This window comes from Streptomyces sp. NPDC086023 (assembly GCF_044540325.1).
GTDB lineage: Bacteria > Actinomycetota > Actinomycetes > Streptomycetales > Streptomycetaceae > Streptomyces.
On the sequence record NZ_JBITRX010000029.1, the window covers coordinates 1 to 16,612 of the forward strand.

General features: G+C 72.1%; 18 protein-coding genes and 1 tRNA gene. 10 read left to right on the forward strand and 9 right to left on the reverse strand.

Annotation, left to right across the window (positions count from 1 at the left end):
• Positions 1–663, forward strand: a 663-nt coding sequence (locus ACIF6F_RS34350) for an SIS domain-containing protein (RefSeq protein WP_399956485.1), incomplete at its 5' end; no start/stop codon positions are given.
• Between the two features lie 100 nt (positions 664–763).
• On the opposite strand, the gene ACIF6F_RS34355 is transcribed toward ACIF6F_RS34350, so the two are convergent.
• Entirely contained in the window at positions 764–1,333 is a 570-nt protein-coding gene (locus ACIF6F_RS34355; protein WP_399956688.1) for a GPR1/FUN34/YaaH family transporter, read from the reverse strand.
• Between the two features lie 167 nt (positions 1,334–1,500).
• Positions 1,501–2,028: a universal stress protein gene (locus tag ACIF6F_RS34360; protein ID WP_399956488.1), complete on the reverse strand. Its 528-nt coding sequence runs from the start codon at positions 2,026–2,028 to the stop codon at positions 1,501–1,503.
• A 295-nt stretch (positions 2,029–2,323) separates the two neighbouring features.
• Here ACIF6F_RS34360 and ACIF6F_RS34365 point away from each other — a divergent pair, with 295 nt between their 5' ends.
• From ACIF6F_RS34365 to ACIF6F_RS34380, 4 genes are all read left to right on the forward strand, one after another.
• A complete protein-coding gene (locus ACIF6F_RS34365; RefSeq protein ID WP_399956491.1) occupies positions 2,324–2,722 on the forward strand; it encodes a hypothetical protein in 399 nt (132 codons plus the stop codon).
• A 376-nt stretch (positions 2,723–3,098) separates the two neighbouring features.
• Positions 3,099–4,277 carry a helix-turn-helix domain-containing protein gene (locus ACIF6F_RS34370; protein WP_399956494.1) on the forward strand — a complete coding sequence of 393 codons (1,179 nt, stop codon included), beginning with the start codon at positions 3,099–3,101 and terminating at the stop codon, positions 4,275–4,277.
• Positions 4,278–4,431: 154 nt separating this feature from the next.
• Positions 4,432–5,034 carry an oligoribonuclease gene (gene orn / locus ACIF6F_RS34375; RefSeq protein WP_399956497.1) on the forward strand — a complete coding sequence of 201 codons (603 nt, stop codon included), beginning with the start codon at positions 4,432–4,434 and terminating at the stop codon, positions 5,032–5,034.
• Between the two features lie 105 nt (positions 5,035–5,139).
• Positions 5,140–5,212, forward strand: a tRNA-His gene (locus tag ACIF6F_RS34380).
• Positions 5,213–5,311: 99 nt separating this feature from the next.
• Here ACIF6F_RS34380 and ACIF6F_RS34385 read toward each other — a convergent pair.
• Positions 5,312–6,391, reverse strand: a complete 1,080-nt coding sequence (locus ACIF6F_RS34385) for a LacI family DNA-binding transcriptional regulator (protein ID WP_399956500.1) — start codon at positions 6,389–6,391, stop codon at positions 5,312–5,314.
• 118 nt (positions 6,392–6,509) lie between these two features.
• On the opposite strand from ACIF6F_RS34385, the gene ACIF6F_RS34390 reads away from it, so the two are divergent.
• The 4 genes from ACIF6F_RS34390 to ACIF6F_RS34405 are packed head-to-tail and all read left to right on the forward strand — an operon-like array spanning position 6,510 to position 11,000.
• A complete protein-coding gene (locus tag ACIF6F_RS34390) occupies positions 6,510–7,820 on the forward strand; it encodes an ABC transporter substrate-binding protein (RefSeq protein ID WP_399956503.1) in 1,311 nt (436 codons plus the stop codon).
• Positions 7,817–8,791, forward strand: a complete 975-nt coding sequence (locus tag ACIF6F_RS34395) for a carbohydrate ABC transporter permease (RefSeq protein ID WP_399956506.1) — start codon at positions 7,817–7,819, stop codon at positions 8,789–8,791. The genes ACIF6F_RS34390 and ACIF6F_RS34395 overlap by 4 nt, the downstream gene beginning before the upstream one ends.
• Positions 8,743–9,609 carry a carbohydrate ABC transporter permease gene (locus ACIF6F_RS34400; protein WP_399956692.1) on the forward strand — a complete coding sequence of 289 codons (867 nt, stop codon included), beginning with the start codon at positions 8,743–8,745 and terminating at the stop codon, positions 9,607–9,609. The genes ACIF6F_RS34395 and ACIF6F_RS34400 overlap by 49 nt, the downstream gene beginning before the upstream one ends.
• Positions 9,606–11,000, forward strand: coding sequence for a GH1 family beta-glucosidase (locus ACIF6F_RS34405; RefSeq protein WP_399956509.1), 1,395 nt, complete (start codon positions 9,606–9,608; stop codon positions 10,998–11,000). The genes ACIF6F_RS34400 and ACIF6F_RS34405 overlap by 4 nt, the downstream gene beginning before the upstream one ends.
• Before the next feature lie 138 nt (positions 11,001–11,138).
• Here the strand turns inward: ACIF6F_RS34405 and ACIF6F_RS34410 are convergent, their stop codons facing one another.
• From ACIF6F_RS34410 to ACIF6F_RS34430, 5 genes are all read right to left on the reverse strand, one after another.
• Positions 11,139–12,119: a trypsin-like serine peptidase gene (locus tag ACIF6F_RS34410; protein ID WP_399956512.1), complete on the reverse strand. Its 981-nt coding sequence runs from the start codon at positions 12,117–12,119 to the stop codon at positions 11,139–11,141.
• Between the two features lie 524 nt (positions 12,120–12,643).
• Entirely contained in the window at positions 12,644–13,276 is a 633-nt protein-coding gene (locus ACIF6F_RS34415) for a disulfide bond formation protein B (protein ID WP_399956515.1), read from the reverse strand.
• A gap of 12 nt (positions 13,277–13,288) precedes the next feature.
• Positions 13,289–13,453: a DUF5993 family protein gene (locus ACIF6F_RS34420; RefSeq protein WP_399956518.1), complete on the reverse strand. Its 165-nt coding sequence runs from the start codon at positions 13,451–13,453 to the stop codon at positions 13,289–13,291.
• 215 nt (positions 13,454–13,668) lie between these two features.
• Complete coding sequence (locus ACIF6F_RS34425) at positions 13,669–15,096, reverse strand: ATP-binding protein (protein ID WP_399956522.1); 1,428 nt, start codon at positions 15,094–15,096, stop codon at positions 13,669–13,671.
• Entirely contained in the window at positions 15,093–15,782 is a 690-nt protein-coding gene (locus ACIF6F_RS34430; protein ID WP_399956525.1) for a response regulator transcription factor, read from the reverse strand. Before ACIF6F_RS34430 ends, ACIF6F_RS34425 begins: the two co-directional genes overlap by 4 nt.
• 89 nt (positions 15,783–15,871) lie before the next feature.
• Here ACIF6F_RS34430 and ACIF6F_RS34435 point away from each other — a divergent pair, with 89 nt between their 5' ends.
• A complete protein-coding gene (locus ACIF6F_RS34435; protein WP_399956527.1) occupies positions 15,872–16,429 on the forward strand; it encodes a hypothetical protein in 558 nt (185 codons plus the stop codon).
• A gap of 17 nt (positions 16,430–16,446) precedes the next feature.
• On the opposite strand, the gene ACIF6F_RS34440 is transcribed toward ACIF6F_RS34435, so the two are convergent.
• Positions 16,447–16,605: a hypothetical protein gene (locus ACIF6F_RS34440; RefSeq protein WP_399956530.1), complete on the reverse strand. Its 159-nt coding sequence runs from the start codon at positions 16,603–16,605 to the stop codon at positions 16,447–16,449.
• Between the last annotated feature and the right edge of the window lie 7 nt (positions 16,606–16,612).

Genomic DNA, 16,612 nt, shown 5'->3' on the forward strand with positions numbered 1-16,612 from the left:
GCCGACGGCGGCGTGTACGTGCACGCCGGCCCCGAGGTCTGCGTCGTGTCCACCAAGTGCTTCACCAACACCGTCGTCGCCTTCGCGCTGCTCGCCCTGCACCTGGGCCGCATCCGCGACCTGTCCGTCGCCGACGGCAAGCGGATCATCGAGGGCCTGCGCAAACTGCCCGCCCAGATCCAGGAGATCCTTCAGGGCGAGGAGGACATCAAGAAGCTCGCCGCGGAGTACGCCGAGGCCAAGTCGATGATGTTCATCGGCCGCGTCCGGGGCTACCCGGTCGCCCTGGAGGCCTCCCTGAAGCTCAAGGAGATCTCCTACATCCACGCCGAGGCCTACCCCGCCTCCGAGCTCAAGCACGGCCCCCTCGCCCTCATCGAGCCCGCCATGCCGACCGTCGCGATCGTCCCGGGCGACTCGCTGCTGGAGAAGAACCGCGCCGCCCTGGAAGAGATCAAGGCCCGCAGCGGCCGGATCCTCGCCGTCGCGCACGCCGAGCAGGAGAAGGCCGACCACACGATCGTCGTCCCGAAGAACGAGGACGAGCTCGACCCGATCCTGATGGGCATCCCGCTCCAGCTCCTCGCCTACCACACCGCCCTGCACCTGGGCCGGGACATCGACAAGCCGCGCAACCTGGCGAAGTCCGTCACCGTCGAGTAGTCGCGACGGTGGACGCGGAAGGGCCCCTCGTGCTCCTGCACGAGGGGCCCTTTCCTCTGCGCCGGGGCGGTACGGGCCCGCGCCGGGGGCGGTGCGAGCCTCAGCTCGCGGCCACCGCCCCGCTACCGGAGGCGCGGCGGACCGAAGCCGGCCAGCCGGTGAGGGCCGCCGTGGCGCCGTACCAGGCCATCAGGCCGCCGACGGCGGCGACCCAGCCGCCCGCCTTGGCCAGGGAGCCGACGTCCGCGAAGGCGGATATCGCCAGCAGCAGGAGGGCGAGGAACTGCAGGGCGTAGACGCCCTGGCTGAAGAGTCCGCCGGGTGCGGCTGCCGCGAGGGTCAGCGCGAGCAGGGCGAACAGGACCAGAAACGTTCCGGCAGCGTCCGCGGAGGCCTTGCCGTCCGCCGCGTTCGCCCAGGTGAACCAGAGGGCGCCGAGGCCGGCGAAGGCGGTTCCGTTGAAGCCGTTGCCGCCGCGGTACTCGAGGACGCCGAGCACGAAGAGGGTGAGCCCGCCGACGTACGTGGCGAGCGAGACGGAGTCGGCCGCGGTCACGCCGTCGATGACGCCGGTGTGGCCGATTCCGAACGCGAGAAGGGTCAGACCCAGGGCGATGTGCCCGAGGGTGGAAGTGGTGGCCTTGCTCCCGGCGGAGACGTCGTTGTCCACGGCCAGGCTCCCTTCGATCTGCAATTTTCTGCTGCTACCCAGCGACTCTTATGTTCCCTTCACAAGGGCACAATGCACCCGAACGTGGTCACGGAAAGGTATCGAATCCTCACGGAGTGCAGGCGCGGGCGAACAGAACACGCCACATCAGGTCGTGCCGGGATCCGTCAGGGGATGACGACGACGGGCCGCTGCGCCCGCTTGGCCAGCCGGCCGGCGACGGAGCCGAAGATCCGGCCGACGATGCCGTGGGTCGAGCCGACCACGATGGCGTCGGCCGAGTACTCGCGGCCGACCTCTTCCAGCTCGTGGCAGATGTCGCCGCCGCGCTCGACCAGGATCCACGGGACCTCGGCCAGGTAGTCGGCACAGGCCAGTTCGAGCCCCAGCACCTCGGTGCGGTGGTCCGGCACGTCCACGAAGACGGGCGGCTCGCAGCCGGCCCAGACGGTGGTGGGCAGCCGGTTGGCCACGTGCACGATGATCAGGCCGGAGCCGGAGCGCTTGGCCATGCCGATCGCGTACGCCAGGGCGCGCTCACTGGAGGTGGAGCCGTCGAACCCCACGACGACGCCGTGCCGGAAGGCCGGGTCGCACGGGTGGCGTGCCTCTTCGACCGCGCGGAGGTCCGGCGCGGAGTCTGCGAGCTGCTTGCGCTTGCGGCCCGCGGGTTCGGGGAAGTCGTGACCGGCCATGAGTGTCTCGGCGAGGAGAGTCCTTGTGGAGGCAACAGAGGGTGACGAAGCTGTGTCCGGGAATCATCTTCCCAAGCCCATACCCCCAAGGGTACGGCGACACTCCTCCCCTGCACAGGGCCGTCCGGCCCTTGGGAAAGCGTCCCGTGGAGCATGCCGGAGGCGGGGGCTCTTGGCAATGGCGGCTGGCCCCTACAGTCAGTGACGAGCCACCCTCCCGGGCAGTGACCGACACCTCGCACAGGGCGTTGAACAGACGTCCGACCGTCCCCGAAGAGCCCGCAGGGAGCGCTCCGTGCCCGGTCACCCGGCCCACTCGGCCCAGCAGTCCGCCCCGCCGCCGCCCGCCCGGCCCGCCGTCCATCCGGTTCACCCGTCCGGGGACCCCGCGGGGGACGTCGTACGGTGGGCCGCCTTCAGCTGCGTCCTGGTTCCCGTGGTGCTGGTGGTGTACGGGACCTCCTTCGGCGGGGCCGCGGTGGCGACCCTGGGCCTGGTCGCCGTCACCGCGGTGTGCCGGGTGCTCCTGCGGTACTCGGAGCTGACCGCGGCCCGCGTCACGGCCGCCGAGCAGAGCGCCGCCGGCCACCGCGGCCGGCACTCGCGGACGGGCAGCGGCGCCCACCGCGGGTGCCACGGCGGCGGGGGGACTCCCGGCCGGGGGCCGGGCGGTGGCCCGAACCCGCATGGCTGACCGGTTCGCACAGGCGCCCCCCGTATGTTTTCAGCCAACTTCGCGCCCCAGCACAACCCTTGGCGGAATGTCCACCCAACCCCCCCATCACCAGGGACGACACCGGTGCAGGTACGGTCGGACCGTATGGGTACAGGCCACCGCGGCCCGGCGCGCTTCCCCCCAAGGTCGCGGAGTGGAACGCTTCCTGATCGAATGCTTTACGCCAAGTTGCCAAGTCGACATAGCGCTGCGTGCTGAACTTGTCACGCCGACACCACGCGACGCAGTAGATTCGATCATGTATTTACGGCGGGGGAACACGTGCAAGGCCGAGGGGAAACGTGCAGGTGCGACCAGACCAAGGAGTCGCGACACCCAAGGGGGGCTTAGCGCCATGAGCCAGGACTCCACCGCCGTCGTCGCCGACGCGGGCAGGAAGCTCGCGGGGCGCCGCCGCAGGGAGATCGTCGCGGTGCTGCTGTTCAGCGGCGGACCAATCTTCGAAAGTTCCATTCCACTCTCCGTGTTCGGCATTGACCGGCAGGACGCGGGGGTGCCTCGATACCGACTGCTCGTCTGCGCGGGCGAGGACGGGCCGCTGCGGACCACGGGCGGACTCGAACTCACCGCGCCGTACGGGCTGGAGGCGATCGCCCGGGCAGGCACGGTCGTCGTTCCGGCCTGGCGGTCGATCACTTCACCGCCGCCTCCCGAGGCGCTCGACGCACTGCGTCTGGCGCACGAGGAGGGGGCCCGGATCGTCGGCCTGTGCACGGGCGCCTTCGTGCTCGCGGCCGCCGGTCTGCTGGACGGCCGCCCGGCGACGACGCACTGGATGTACGCGCCGACGCTGGCCAAGCGGTACCCGTCCGTCCACGTCGATCCGCGCGAGCTGTTCGTCGACGACGGCGACGTCCTGACGTCCGCGGGCACCGCGGCCGGAATCGACCTCTGTCTGCACATCGTGCGGACGGACCACGGCAGCGAGGCGGCCGGGGCCCTGGCCCGCAGGCTCGTCGTCCCGCCCCGCCGCACCGGCGGGCAGGAGCGCTACCTCGACCGGTCCCTGCCGGAGGAGATCGGCGCCGACCCGCTGGCCGAGGTCGTCGCCTGGGCGCTGGAACACCTCCACGAGCAGTTCGACGTGGAGACCCTGGCGGCCCGCGCCTACATGAGCAGGCGCACCTTCGACCGGCGGTTCCGCTCGCTGACCGGCAGCGCGCCGCTCCAGTGGCTGATCACCCAGCGGGTGCTCCAGGCACAGCGGCTGCTGGAGACCTCCGACTACTCGGTCGACGAGGTCGCCGGACGCTGCGGGTTCCGCTCGCCGGTCGCGCTGCGCGGGCACTTCCGGCGGCAGCTGGGGTCCTCCCCGGCGGCGTACCGGTCCGCGTACCGGGCGCGCCGGCCGCAGGCCGACACGTCCAACGTCACCGAGGTGCCGGTGCCGCACCAGCGCACTCCGCAGCCCCAGCGGGCGGCGGCGGCACTGGCGGCCAGCGGCCCGTCCGTCACGGAGCTGTACGCCCCGGGCCGGGCGTCGATGATGCCGGGGCAGCGCGAGCACGCCTAGCGCCGCCCCCGTGAACCGAGGTCCCGCGGATCTGTAGTCGTACGGTCCGCGGGACCTCCCACGTGTCCGGGTCCCCGCGCGCGGGGCGCCCCGGCGCGTTCCCGCGCCTCCGCGGGACCCCCCGTTCGCGGATACCTCCCATAAGGTGGACCGCATGAACGATCGCATGGTGTGGATCGACTGCGAGATGACCGGGCTCTCGCTGACGGACGACGCACTTATCGAGGTGGCCGCACTGGTCACCGACTCGGAGCTGAACGTGCTCGGCGACGGCGTGGACATCGTGATCCGCCCGCCGGAGGCGGCGCTGGAGAACATGCCCGACGTGGTGCGCCAGATGCACACCGCCTCCGGCCTGCTGGACGAGCTGGCCGGCGGGACCACCCTGGAGGACGCCGAGGCCCAGGTCCTGGCGTACGTGCGCGAGCACGTCAAGGAGCCGGGCAAGGCCCCGCTCTGCGGGAACTCCGTCGGCACCGACCGCGGCTTCCTGCTGCGCGACATGCCCGCGCTGGAGGGCCACCTGCACTACCGGATCGTGGACGTGTCCTCGGTCAAGGAGCTGGCGCGCCGCTGGTACCCCCGGGCGTACTTCAACAGCCCGCCGAAGAACGGCAACCACCGGGCGCTGGCGGACATCAAGGAGTCGATCGCGGAGCTGCGCTACTACCGCGAGGCGGTCTTCGTCCCGCAGCCGGGTCCGGACTCCGAGACCGCGAGGACCATCGCGGCCAAGCACGTCCTGCCCGCCGAATAGCGGGCTGACGGCCACGGCACCGCCGGCCGGGCGATAAGGCGGAGCGAGCACCCCTTCCGACCCTGTACTCTTTTCTTCGGCCGGTCGGAGTTCCGACCGGACATGGTGGGTGTAGCTCAGTTGGTAGAGCACCTGGTTGTGGTCCAGGTGGCCGCGGGTTCGAGTCCCGTCACTCACCCTGTACGAGGGCCCCGTTCCGCGGATGCGGAACGGGGCCCTCGCCGTTTTCGGCACTGCACCCGGCCGGATGGCCACGCTCCCGGCACCGGGCCCCGGCTCACGCCGAGTCCCGCACCACCAGCTCCGTCGGCAGCACGATCCGCGGCCGCTCGCCCGAGCCGGCGATCTGTTCCAGCAGTACCCGGGCCATGGTCCGGCCCATCTCCTCGATCGGCTGGCGGACGCTGGTCAGGGCCGGGTCCATGTGCCGGGCCACCACCGAGTCGTCGAAGCCCACCAGTGCCACGTCGTCGGGTATCCGGCGGCCCGCCGCGCGCAAGGCCTGGCGGGCGCCGGCCGCCATCACGTCGGAGGCGGCGAAGACCGCGTCGAGGCCCGGGCGCCGCTCCAGCAGCTCGGCCATCGCCCGCCGGCCGCCCTCCTCGGTGAAGTCGCCCTCGGCCACCAGCAGGGCGTCCGCGGGCAGGCCGGCCGCCTCCAGGGAGGCCCGGTAGCCGTCGAGCCGGCGGCGGGCACCGTACACGTCCAGGCGGCCGGTGATGGTGGCTATGGTCCGCCGCCCCCGGTCCACGAGGTGGCGCACGGCGGCGGTGGCGCCCGCGAAGTTGTCGGAGTCCACCGAGGCCAGCGGCTCGTCGGCGGACCTGCGGCCGCTGACGACGGCCGGGATGTTCAGCTCGTCCAGGAGGTCGGGCAGCGGGTCGTCGGCGTGTACGGAGACCAGCAGCACGCCGTCGACCCGGTCGGCCGCCAGGTACTGGGCCAGCCGGGTGCGCTCGCGCTCGTTGCCCGCGAAGGTCAGCAGCAGCTGCATCTCGGTCTCCGCGAGGGCGGCCCCGACCCCGCGCAGCACGTCGGAGAAGTAGGGCTCGGCGAAGAACCGGGACTCGGGCTCGGGCACCACCAGGGCGATCGCGTCGGTCCGGTGCGCGGCCAGCGCCCGGGCCGCCCGGTTGGGCACGTACCCCAGCTCGGCGACGGCGGCCTCGACCGCCGCCCGGGTGGCGTCGCTGACCTTCGCCGAACCGTTGATCACTCGGGACACCGTGCCGCGGCCCACGCCCGCCCGCGCGGCGACCTCCTCCAGGGTGGGCCGTCCCCCGCGCCCCGAACCCGCGCCGGGACCGCCCGCGCCGGGCCTCGCCCCGGGGGTCCCCACCCGCCCACGACCGTTCATGGCTGCCTCCCTCGTGGAAATCTAACGAACATCCCTCCGATTCGGTCCGTGCAGGACCCCTTGACGCCCCGTGGGAGCGCTCCCACACTGTGGCACACATCGGTCAGGGAGGAAACGCATGCGCTCCAGAACCAGAACCGCCGTCACCGCCGCCCTCGTGGGCACCGCCCTGCTGGCGGCCGGCTGCGCCCAGGACGGCACGCCGGGGCGGGACGCCGGCACCGGCGGCGCCAAGGGCAAGACCACGATCACCGTCGGCGTCTTCGGGGCCTTCGGGCTCCAGGAAGCCGGCCTGTACGACCAGTACATGGCCGAGCACCCGGACGTCGTGATCAAGCAGACCTCGATCGAACGCAACGAGAACTACTACCCCCAGCTGCTCACCCACCTGGGCACCGGCAGCGGCCTGGCGGACATCCAGGCCGTCGAGGTCAACAACATCGCGGAGATCACCGCGACCCAGGCCGACAAGCTGGTGGACCTCGGAAAGACGGCGGGCGTGGACCAGGCCGCGTTCCTGCCCTGGAAGTGGGCGCAGGCCGGCACGAAGGACGGCCGGACGGTCGGCCTCGGCACCGACATCGGCCCCCAGGGCATCTGCTACCGCAAGGACCTGTTCGCGGCGGCCGGACTGCCCACGGACCGCGCCGCGGTCGGCGCCCTGTGGGCGGGCGACTGGGCCAAGTACCGCGACGTCGGCCTCAGGTACAAGGCCAAGGCGGCGAAGGGCAAGGCGTTCGTGGACTCGGCGTCCGGCGTGATGGCGGCGGTCACCGGCAGCAGCGCCCAGCGCTTCTACGACGCGGACGGCAAGGTCGTCTACAAGACCAACCCGGCGGTCAAGGGGGCCTTCGACCTCGCGGCCTCCTTCGCGACCGGCGGGCTGAGCGCCAAGCTCCAGCAGTTCACCCCCGGCTGGGACCAGGGCTTCTCCAACGGCTCCTTCGCCACCGTGTCCTGCCCGGCGTGGATGCTGGGCTACATCCAGGACAAGGCCGGGGACGCCGGCAAGGACAAGTGGGACGTGGCGCAGGCGCCGCTGCCGAGCAACTGGGGCGGTTCGTTCCTCGTCGTGCCCAAGGCCGGCCGGCACAGCGCCGAGGCGGCGAAGCTGGCGGCCTGGCTGACGGCCCCGGCGCAGCAGGCGAAGCTGTTCGAGAAGCGCGGCAGCTTCCCGAGCGCCAAGGCCGCGTACGCGCTGCCCGCGGTGTCCGGCGCCAAGCACCCGTACTTCGGCAACGCGCCCATCGGGGAGATCTTCGCGAAGGCCGCCGAGGGCATCCCGGTGACGATCGTGGGACCGAAGGACCTGGTGATCGCGCAGAACCTGGCGGACGTCGGCATGCTCCAGGTGGACCAGAAGGGCCGTACGCCGCAACAGGGCTGGGAGGCGGCCGTGAAGGCGATCGACAACGCCCTCGACCAGTGAGCCGGGAGCTCGTGGGCCGGCGCCTGTCGGCACCGGGCAGGTGGGCCGCCGAGCGGCCCGCCGCCCGGCGCCGGGGCGCCGGGCGCTGGACCCCGTACGGCTACCTCGCGCCCTTCTTCCTGTTCTTCGCGGTCTTCGGGCTGTTCCCTCTGCTGTACACGGGCTGGGCGGCGCTGCACCAGGTGGAGCTGACCGACCCGGACACGATGACCTGGGTGGGGCTGCGGAACTTCACGCGGCTGTGGGACGACGAGTTCTTCTGGAACGCGCTGCGCAACACGGTGACCATCGGGCTGCTGTCGACGGTGCCGCAGCTGGCGGTCGCCCTCGGCATCGCGCACCTGCTCAACCACCGGCTGCGCGGCCGGACCTTCTTCCGGGTGGCCGTGCTCACCCCGTACGCAACCTCCGTGGCGGCGGCGACGCTCGTGTTCGTGCTGCTCTTCGGTCGGGACTACGGGATGGTCAACTGGGCGCTGGAAGCGGTCGGGTTCGGGCCGGTGGACTGGCAGAACGGCACGCTGGCCTCGCAGCTGGCGGTGTCCACGATCGTCGTCTGGCGCTGGACGGGCTACAACGCGCTGATCTACCTGGCGGCGATGCAGGCGGTGCCGGAGGAGCTGTACGAGTCGGCGGCACTGGACGGCGCCTCCCGGTGGCAGCAGTTCGTGCACGTGACGGTGCCCTCGCTGCGCCACACGATCCTCTTCACCTGTGTGGTGTCGACGATCGGCGCGACGCAGCTGTTCGGCGAGCCGCTGCTGTTCAACGGCAGCGCGGGGGCCACGGGCGGGGCGGAGCACCAGTTCCAGACGCTCGGGCTGTACCTGTACGAGCAGGGCTGGGTGAACCTGCACCTCGGGCGGGCCTCGGCGATCGCCTGGGCGATGTTCCTGATCCTGCTGCTGATCGGGGCCGTGAACTGGGCGCTGGCCAGGTGGCTGCGGCGCGGCGAGGGGGAGGTCGCGTGAGGCGGCGGGCCGGAGTGTGGACGTACGTGGCGCTGGGGCTGTTCACGGCGGGCTCGCTGTTCCCGCTGGTGTGGACGGCGGTGGCGGCCTCCAGGGACAACACGCGGCTGGCGCAGACGCCGCCGCCGCTGTGGTTCGGCAGCAACCTCTGGGCGAACCTGCAGACCGCGTGGACGGACGCCAACCTGGGGTCGGCGCTGCTCAACACCACGGTGGTGGCGGGGACGGTGGCGGCCGGTTCGGTGCTGTTCTCGACGCTGGCCGGGTTCGCCTTCGCCAAGCTGCGGTTCCGGGGGCGCGGGGTGCTGCTGATGGTGGTGATCGGCACGATGATGGTGCCGCCGCAGCTGAGCGTCGTACCGCTGTACATGCTGGTCGCGAAGCTGAGCTGGACCGATCAGCTGCAGGCCGTGATCCTGCCGACGCTGGTGTCGGCGTTCGGCGTCTTCTTCATGCGGCAGTACCTGGTGGAGGCGCTGCCCGGGGAGCTGGTCGAGGCCGCGCGGGTGGACGGCGCCGGGGCCCTGCGGCTGGTGTGGCACGTGGTGTTCCCGGTGGCCCGGCCGGCCATGGCCGTGCTGGGGATGCTGACCTTCGTGATGGCCTGGAACGACTTCTTCTGGCCCATCATCGCGCTGACGCAGCACGGGAGTCCGACCGTCCAGGTGGCCCTGACGGGCCTGGGGCGCGGCTTCATCCCGGACCAGTCGGTGATCATGGCGGGCGCGCTGCTGGGAACGCTGCCGCTGCTGCTCGTCTTCGTCCTGTTCGGAAAGCACATCGTCGGCGGAATCATGCAGGGAGCGGTGAAGGGATGACGGGCGTGGAGTTTCCGGAGGACTTCGTGTGGGGGGCCGCCACGGCCGCCTACCAGATCGAGGGGGCCGTGCGGGAGGACGGGCGGCAGGCGTCGATCTGGGACACGTTCAGCGCGACGCCCGGGAAGGTGCTCGGCGGGGACACCGGCGAGGTGGCCGTGGACCACTACCACCGGTGGCAGGAGGACATCGGGCTGATGGCCGACCTCGGGCTGTCCTCGTACCGGTTCTCGGTCTCGTGGCCGCGGGTGCGGGCCGGCGGGCTGGGGTTCTACGACCGGCTGGTGGACGGGCTGCTGGAGCGGGGGGTGCGGCCGAACCTGACGCTGTACCACTGGGACCTGCCGCAGGAGCTGGAGACCCCGTCCGGGGGCGGCGGCGAGGGCGGCTGGCCGGCGCGGGACACCGCGTACGCCTTCGCGGAGTACGCCGGCCAGGTGGCCAAGGCCCTGGGCGACCGGGTCGGCATGTGGACCACGCTCAACGAGCCCTGGTGCGCGGCCTTCCTGGGGTACGCCTCGGGGGTGCACGCGCCGGGCCGTACGGACCCGGTGGCGGCGCTGCGGGCGGCGCACCACCTGAACCTCGGGCACGGCCTGGCGGCGGCGGCGCTGCGGGCCGCGCTGCCCGCGGACGCGCGGATCGGCATCAGCCTCAACCCGAGCGCGGTGCGCCCGCTGACGGGATCGGCCGCCGACCTGGACGCGGCGCGGCGGATCGACGCCCTGGCGAACCGGGTGTTCACCGGCCCGCTGCTGCACGGCGGCTATCCGGAGGACCTGCGGGCGGACACGGCGGCGCTGACCGACTGGTCCTTCGTGCGCGAGGGCGACGAGCGGGCGATCGGGGCGCCGCTGGACTTCCTCGGGGTGAACTACTACACCCCGGCGGTGGTCTCGGCGGCGGACGGGGCAGCGGTACGGGCGGACGGGCACGGCGCCTCGGCGCACTCGCCCTGGCCGGCGGCGGACGGGGTCTCCTTCCACCAGCCGCCGGGCGAACGGACCGCCATGGGCTGGTCGGTGGACGCCACGGGCCTGTACGACCTGCTGATGCGGTTCACCCGGGAGGCGCCGGGGCTGCCGCTGCTGGTGACGGAGAACGGCGCGGCGTACGAGGACGTGCCGGGGCCGTCGGGGCAGGTCGAGGACCTGGACCGGATCGCGTACCTGCGGGCGCACCTGGCCGAGGTGGCCCGGGCCCGGGCGGACGGAGCGCCGGTCGAGGGGTACTACCTGTGGTCGCTGCTGGACAATTTCGAGTGGTCGTACGGCTACAGCAGGCGGTTCGGGCTGTACCACGTGGACTACGCGACGCAGCGGCGCACGCCGAAGGCCAGCGCCCACTGGTACGCCCGGCTGACCCGCTCCGGGGTACTGGCGAGCGAGTAGGCCCGGCCATGGTTGCGTCTATTTTCAGCCATGCGTGACCTCCCCCACACTCATGGCCGGAAACGGGTGTGCCCCCGCCCCCGGGAACCGGGGACGGGGGCACACCGTTCAGATGCCGCTCGCGGTGCGGTCAGGTCGTCAGACCCGGCTGCCCTGCGCGTCGAACATCTTCTTGACGTACTCGTCGAAGTACGGGCTCTTGTTCCAGCCCAGCGAGTTGACCGTGCTGGTCACACCGTTGAGGTAGCCGAGCTGGGTGGAGCTGCTGTACTTGCGCAGCCAGGGGCCGCCGGAGGCGCCACCGGTGAGGTTGCACTTGATGCGGACCTTGGAGGTGCCGGGGTCCGCCGAGGTGGTGCCCTGGCAGTAGATCATGACCTGGCCGTTCTGGCGGGCGACCGGGTAACCGAAGATCGTGACGTAGTTGCTGCGGTCGTAGTTGTAGCTCAGACCGTTGCCGCCGACGACGTTGACGAGCTTCTTGCCGTCGCTGCGCTTGTAGGTCGTGACGAAGGCGACGTCACGGCTCAGGTTGCTGCTGGATATCCAGGACGTGAAGGTCCGGAACTCCTTGGCGGCGAAGGTGCCGTAGGGACGCGAGCCGTTGTTGTAGCGCGGCACGAACGTCCAGTTGGTCATCCACTTGCCGCCCTTGCCGCCGTGCACGCAGTGGCCGGCGGTGGCGACCATCTGCTTCGAGGCGCTGTTGATGGCGCTGGCGGAGCAGACGTAGTTCTTGCCGTCCTGGGGGTTCTTGAAGAACACCTTGCCGGCGGTACGCGACGCGGTGGGCGCGAAGGTGGAGCTGGGCTTGCCCTCGGTGGCCTGCGCGGGCGCGGTCGAGCCCGGGTTGCCGACCTTGTAGACGGTCTTGGCGGCCACGGCCTCGTCGGCCTTCGTGGCCACGCGGTCGAGCGAGATGGCGTTCTTCATCCGCTCGGGGGTCCAGTACGCGACCGCCGCCTTGGCGGCGTCGTCCTGGACGTTCTTCGTCGCGAACGCAGAGTCCGTCGTGGTGGGCGACGACGGAGCGGCTACTGCCTCTGCGGAGGCGATGCCGGACACGGCCAGGGTCGTGGCCGCGGCCAGGGGCAGGAGGACCTTGCGGAACCTGCGCACAGAGAAAACCTTCCCGTAGGTGATTCATTTGCGACGACATCGGCCGCCGCACAGCAACGACAGTACGGGGGGCCGCTCTGTACCTGACAAGCGCGGAATCAGACGCTCCGCCCGAGAAGTTGGCTGAAAACAGTCGCTTTTTGGGGCACTTTTCGGCGTCTATGCGCGAAGTAAAGGGGACCGAAGTACGTCGGAGACAAGGGCGGGTCGGCGCACGAAGGGAGGTTGATCAAATGTCCGAACCTGTAGGCTTCCGCGGGGTTTTCGCCCCCGCGGGACCCACGCCGCCCGTGACGGCGTTCCCGGCACGGCCGCCCGCCGCGCTCTGCCCGACGGGAACCCTGCCGCTCGTCGACGAACAGCCGCCGGTGGCGCGGACCGCGCTCGCGCCCGCCGCCGGTCCGACGGTGCCGCAGATCGGCCCGGGGCACCGCAGTGCCGGGGGGCGGCTCGGGGTACCCGGCGTCCGGCTCGGGGTACCAGGGGGCTCCGGGTGCCCGGGGGGCGCCTCCGGGCGCCCGCGGTCAGTTCAGGATGCCCAGGTCGTACAGCAGCTCGTACCGGATCGGGTCGTCCGGCAGGAACCAGTGGAAGCCCTCCTCGAAGAAGACCGCCACCACGTTGATCGCGATCACCACGCCGAGGAAGCCGAGGGCCAGCCTGCCGGTGATCCGGTACGCGTCCGTCGTCGGCACCGTGCGGTCCGCCGTGCTGTGCGCGAACGCCATCACCAGCCCGATGGCCACCACCGAGGCCTGGAAGAGGATCCACGCCCAGACGTACAGGTGCAGGCCGAAGACCTCGCTGCCGTACCCCTTGTCGCCCGGGAGGATGTGCAGCATGGTCTGCCGCCACGAGGCGAAGGACCCGGCGATCACCGCGATCAGCGCCAGACCCCAGCCCATCATGTAGTCGCGGCCGGCGATCTGGCCGTCGATGCCCCGGCGGACGATCACGCCCGCGCCGATGGCCGCGAGGAGCATGAACATCCGCTGCACGATGCACAGCGGGCAGGGGTACTCCCACTCCACGAACTGGTAGTAGAGCCCGCCGCAGACGACACCCGTCCAGCCGACGACGAAGAAGCACGCGAACCAGTACTGGATCCTGCCCAGGAGGCCGCCCTCGACGGAGGCCTCGGGGAGGATGCTGCTCATCGCTGCCATGGGTCAGTAGCTCAGGTTCAGGGCGAGGCTGCTGGTGATGTGGTGGGCCATCAGCAGGATGACGGCGACCAGCATGACGAACCAGGCCCCGAGCACCACCATCCGGGACGACTGCCGGTACATGGCCAGCAGGGTGGCGAGCAGGCCGCCGAAGATCAGGGTGTCCATGAGGCCGGACGGTACCGAGACTCGGACAAATGCCCCATGAGGCGCGCCCGAGGATGCCCACGACGGAGGCCGCGCCCGCGGCACACGGGAGGAGCCCCCTGCCCCTCGGGGTGGCCCCTGCTTCCCGGCCGTCCCGGCGCGCCCGCCGCCACGCGAGTCCCCTCTCTCTATAGGGGCCGCACAAGGGGCCGCCCGCCACGGACCGCCCCCGGCCCCTACGAAGCCGCCCCCGCGCCCTTCCGCCGCCGTCCGACCCGGCTCCGGTGGCCCCGGCGCCCCTGCTCCGGGAGGCGCCCGCGCCCGCCGGCACCGATCCACACCCGTACCTCCGTGCCCCCCAGCACCGAGCGCCCGATGCGCACGTCGCCGCCCGTCGACTCGGCGACCCGCCGCACGATGTCCAGGCCCAGGCCGGTCGACCCGTCCCGCGCCCCGTCGTTGCCCCGGCGCAGCGCGCCCTCCGGGTCCGCGATGCCCGGCCCCGCGTCGGAGACCAGCACGATCACCGCGTCCCCCGCGTCGTGCACGTCCACCGCGAACGGCGTCCCCTCGGGCGTGTGCCGGAAGACGTTGCCGAGCATGGCGTCCAGGGCCGCGGCCAGTTCGGCCCGCGCCACGGGGATCCGTACCGTACGGTCCACCCCCGCCATCCGCACCTCACGGCCCTCGTCCTCGGCCAGCGCCGACCAGAAGGCCATCCGCTCCCGGATCACCTCGGAGGCGTCGCAGCCCGCCCCGGCACCAAGCTGCCCCTGGGTCCCCGGGCGCTGCTCGCGGGCGGTACGGATGATCGTGTCCACCTCCCGCTCCAGCTGTTCCACCGCGGCCCGCGTCTGGTCGGCCGCCGGCCCCTCCCCGAGGGAGGCCGCGTTGAGCCGCAGCACGGTCAGCGGGGTGCGCAGCCGGTGCGAGAGGTCGGCCGCCAGCTCCCTCTCGTTGGCCAGCAGCCGCACCACCTGGTCGGCCATCGAGTTGAACGCCACGGCCGCGGACCGCAGCTCCGCCGGCCCCTCCTCGGGCACCCGGGCGCCCAGGCGGCCCTCCCCCAGCTCCTGTGCGGCGTGCGCGAGGCGGCCGGCGGGCTGGACCATGCGTACGCCGAGCCGGTCCGCCACCGCCACCGAGCCGACGACCAGCGCGAGGCCCACGCCCGCCAGCACCAGCCAGGCGGTGCCGACGCCGTTGCTGACCTCGCCTTCCGGGACGTAGACCTCCACGATCGCGATCCCGCCCGAGCCGATGGCGGTGGGCTGGAGCAGGACGAAACCGCCGCCCGCGACGGCCATGGTGGTGGCCCGCCCCAGCCGCCGGGTGTCCGCCACCTGACCGGGGCCCGCCCAGCCGCGGCCCACGTCCACCGGGCCGGCCCCGGCCACGCCGGCGCCGGGATCGGCCGGTACGGCGGGCACGTGCACGGCCATCCGGTCCGCGGCGCCCATCTGCGTGGAGGCGACGGCCTTGGCCAGCTGGCGGCGGTCGGTGGTGATCGAGAGGGTGGGGCCGATGGCGGCCGCCTGCCGCTCGGCGTTGGAGAAGGCCCGGTCCCGCGCCATCTCCTGCACCACGAGACCGAGGGGTACGGCGAAGGCCACGACCACCATCACGGTGACCGCGAGGCACACCTTCACCAGCGCCCACCTCACAGCGGCGGCTCCAGCTTGACGCCCACTCCCCTGAGGGTGTGGAGGTACCGGGGCTTGGCGGCCGTCTCGCCCAGCTTGCGGCGCAGCCAGGACAGGTGCACGTCGATCGTCTGGTCGTCGCCGTACGACTGCTGCCAGACCTCGGCCAGCAGTTCCTTGCGCGCGACGACCACGCCGGGCCGTCCGGCGAGGAAGGCCAGCAGGTCGAACTCCCGGCGGGTCAGGTCGAGCACCGCGCCGTCCAGCTCGGCCGAGCGGCGCAGCGGGTCGATGGCCAGCCCGCCCACCCGCAGCACCCGCGAGGGCGGCTCGGCGCCGGCCGCGGCCCGCGACCGGCGCAGCACGGCGGCCATCCGGGCGGACAGGTGCTCCACGGAGAACGGTTTCGTCAGATAGTCGTCCGCGCCGTCGTTGAGCAGGCGCACGATCTCGGCCTCGTCGTCCCGGGCCGTCGCGATGATCACGGGTACGTCGGTGATGCCGCGCAGCATCTTCAGGGCCTCGGCGCCGTCGAGGTCGGGCAGGCCGAGGTCCAGGATGACCACGTCGAACCGGTGGTGGGCCACCTCGCGCAGCGCCTCCAGAGCCGTGCCGACGCTCCGCACGGTGTGGGCGGCCTCGGTCAGGTGCCGGATGAGGGCGGAACGTACGAACTGGTCGTCCTCGACCACGAGCACACTTGCCATGGGCGGCACCGTACGCCATACGGGGGAACTCGCGGGACCCTCGGGGGTGTCGGTGCACCCCTGGGGCGTGTGGTGCAGTATGTGCCCTGATGCACAGAGGACTTGTACACGTGTTGGCGTGGACCCTGGCGACCGGCGCCGCGGTGACCCTGTCGTGGTGGGGCGTGCACACGGTCATGTCGGGCACCGCGTACGACCCTCCGCGCGCCCTCCCGCTCTCCGCGGGCGCCCTGTCCTCCTCCACGCACGGGGTCGCGCCACCGCCCTCCCCCACACCTTCACGGCCGCCCTCGGCCCGGCCGAGCCCGTCGGCACCGCCGCCCCCGGCCACCACCCGCCCGGCCACGCCGAAGCCGAAGCACAGCACCGCGCGCCCGGCCCCGGACACGTACGGCTCGTCGGGCTCGTCGGGCTCTTCCGGCACCGTGAAGAGCTACGCCGTGGAGGGCGGGCGGGTGGTCTTCGACCTGGGCACGACCTCGGCCGAACTGGTCAACGCCACCCCGGACGCGGGCTGGCGCATGCAGGTCTGGAAGCAGCCCACCTGGATCCGCGTCACCTTCACCCGCGACGGCCGCGAGATGTCGGTCTTCTGCACCTGGCACGACCACCCGCCGCTGGTGGAGACCTACCAGTCGGACGGGTAGCTCTTCAGCGTGGACGTTCAGTCCGTGGGGGGGGCGGTCGGGATCATCATCGCGACGAGGATCCGGCCATCGCTCGTCTGCACCTTCCACCGGCCCTCGTGGTGCTCCGCCAGTTCCGCGATCTGCTCCGCGAAGTGGTGCAGCCGTCGCCTGTCGTCAGGTGTCAGGTCGGCCACGAGGGTC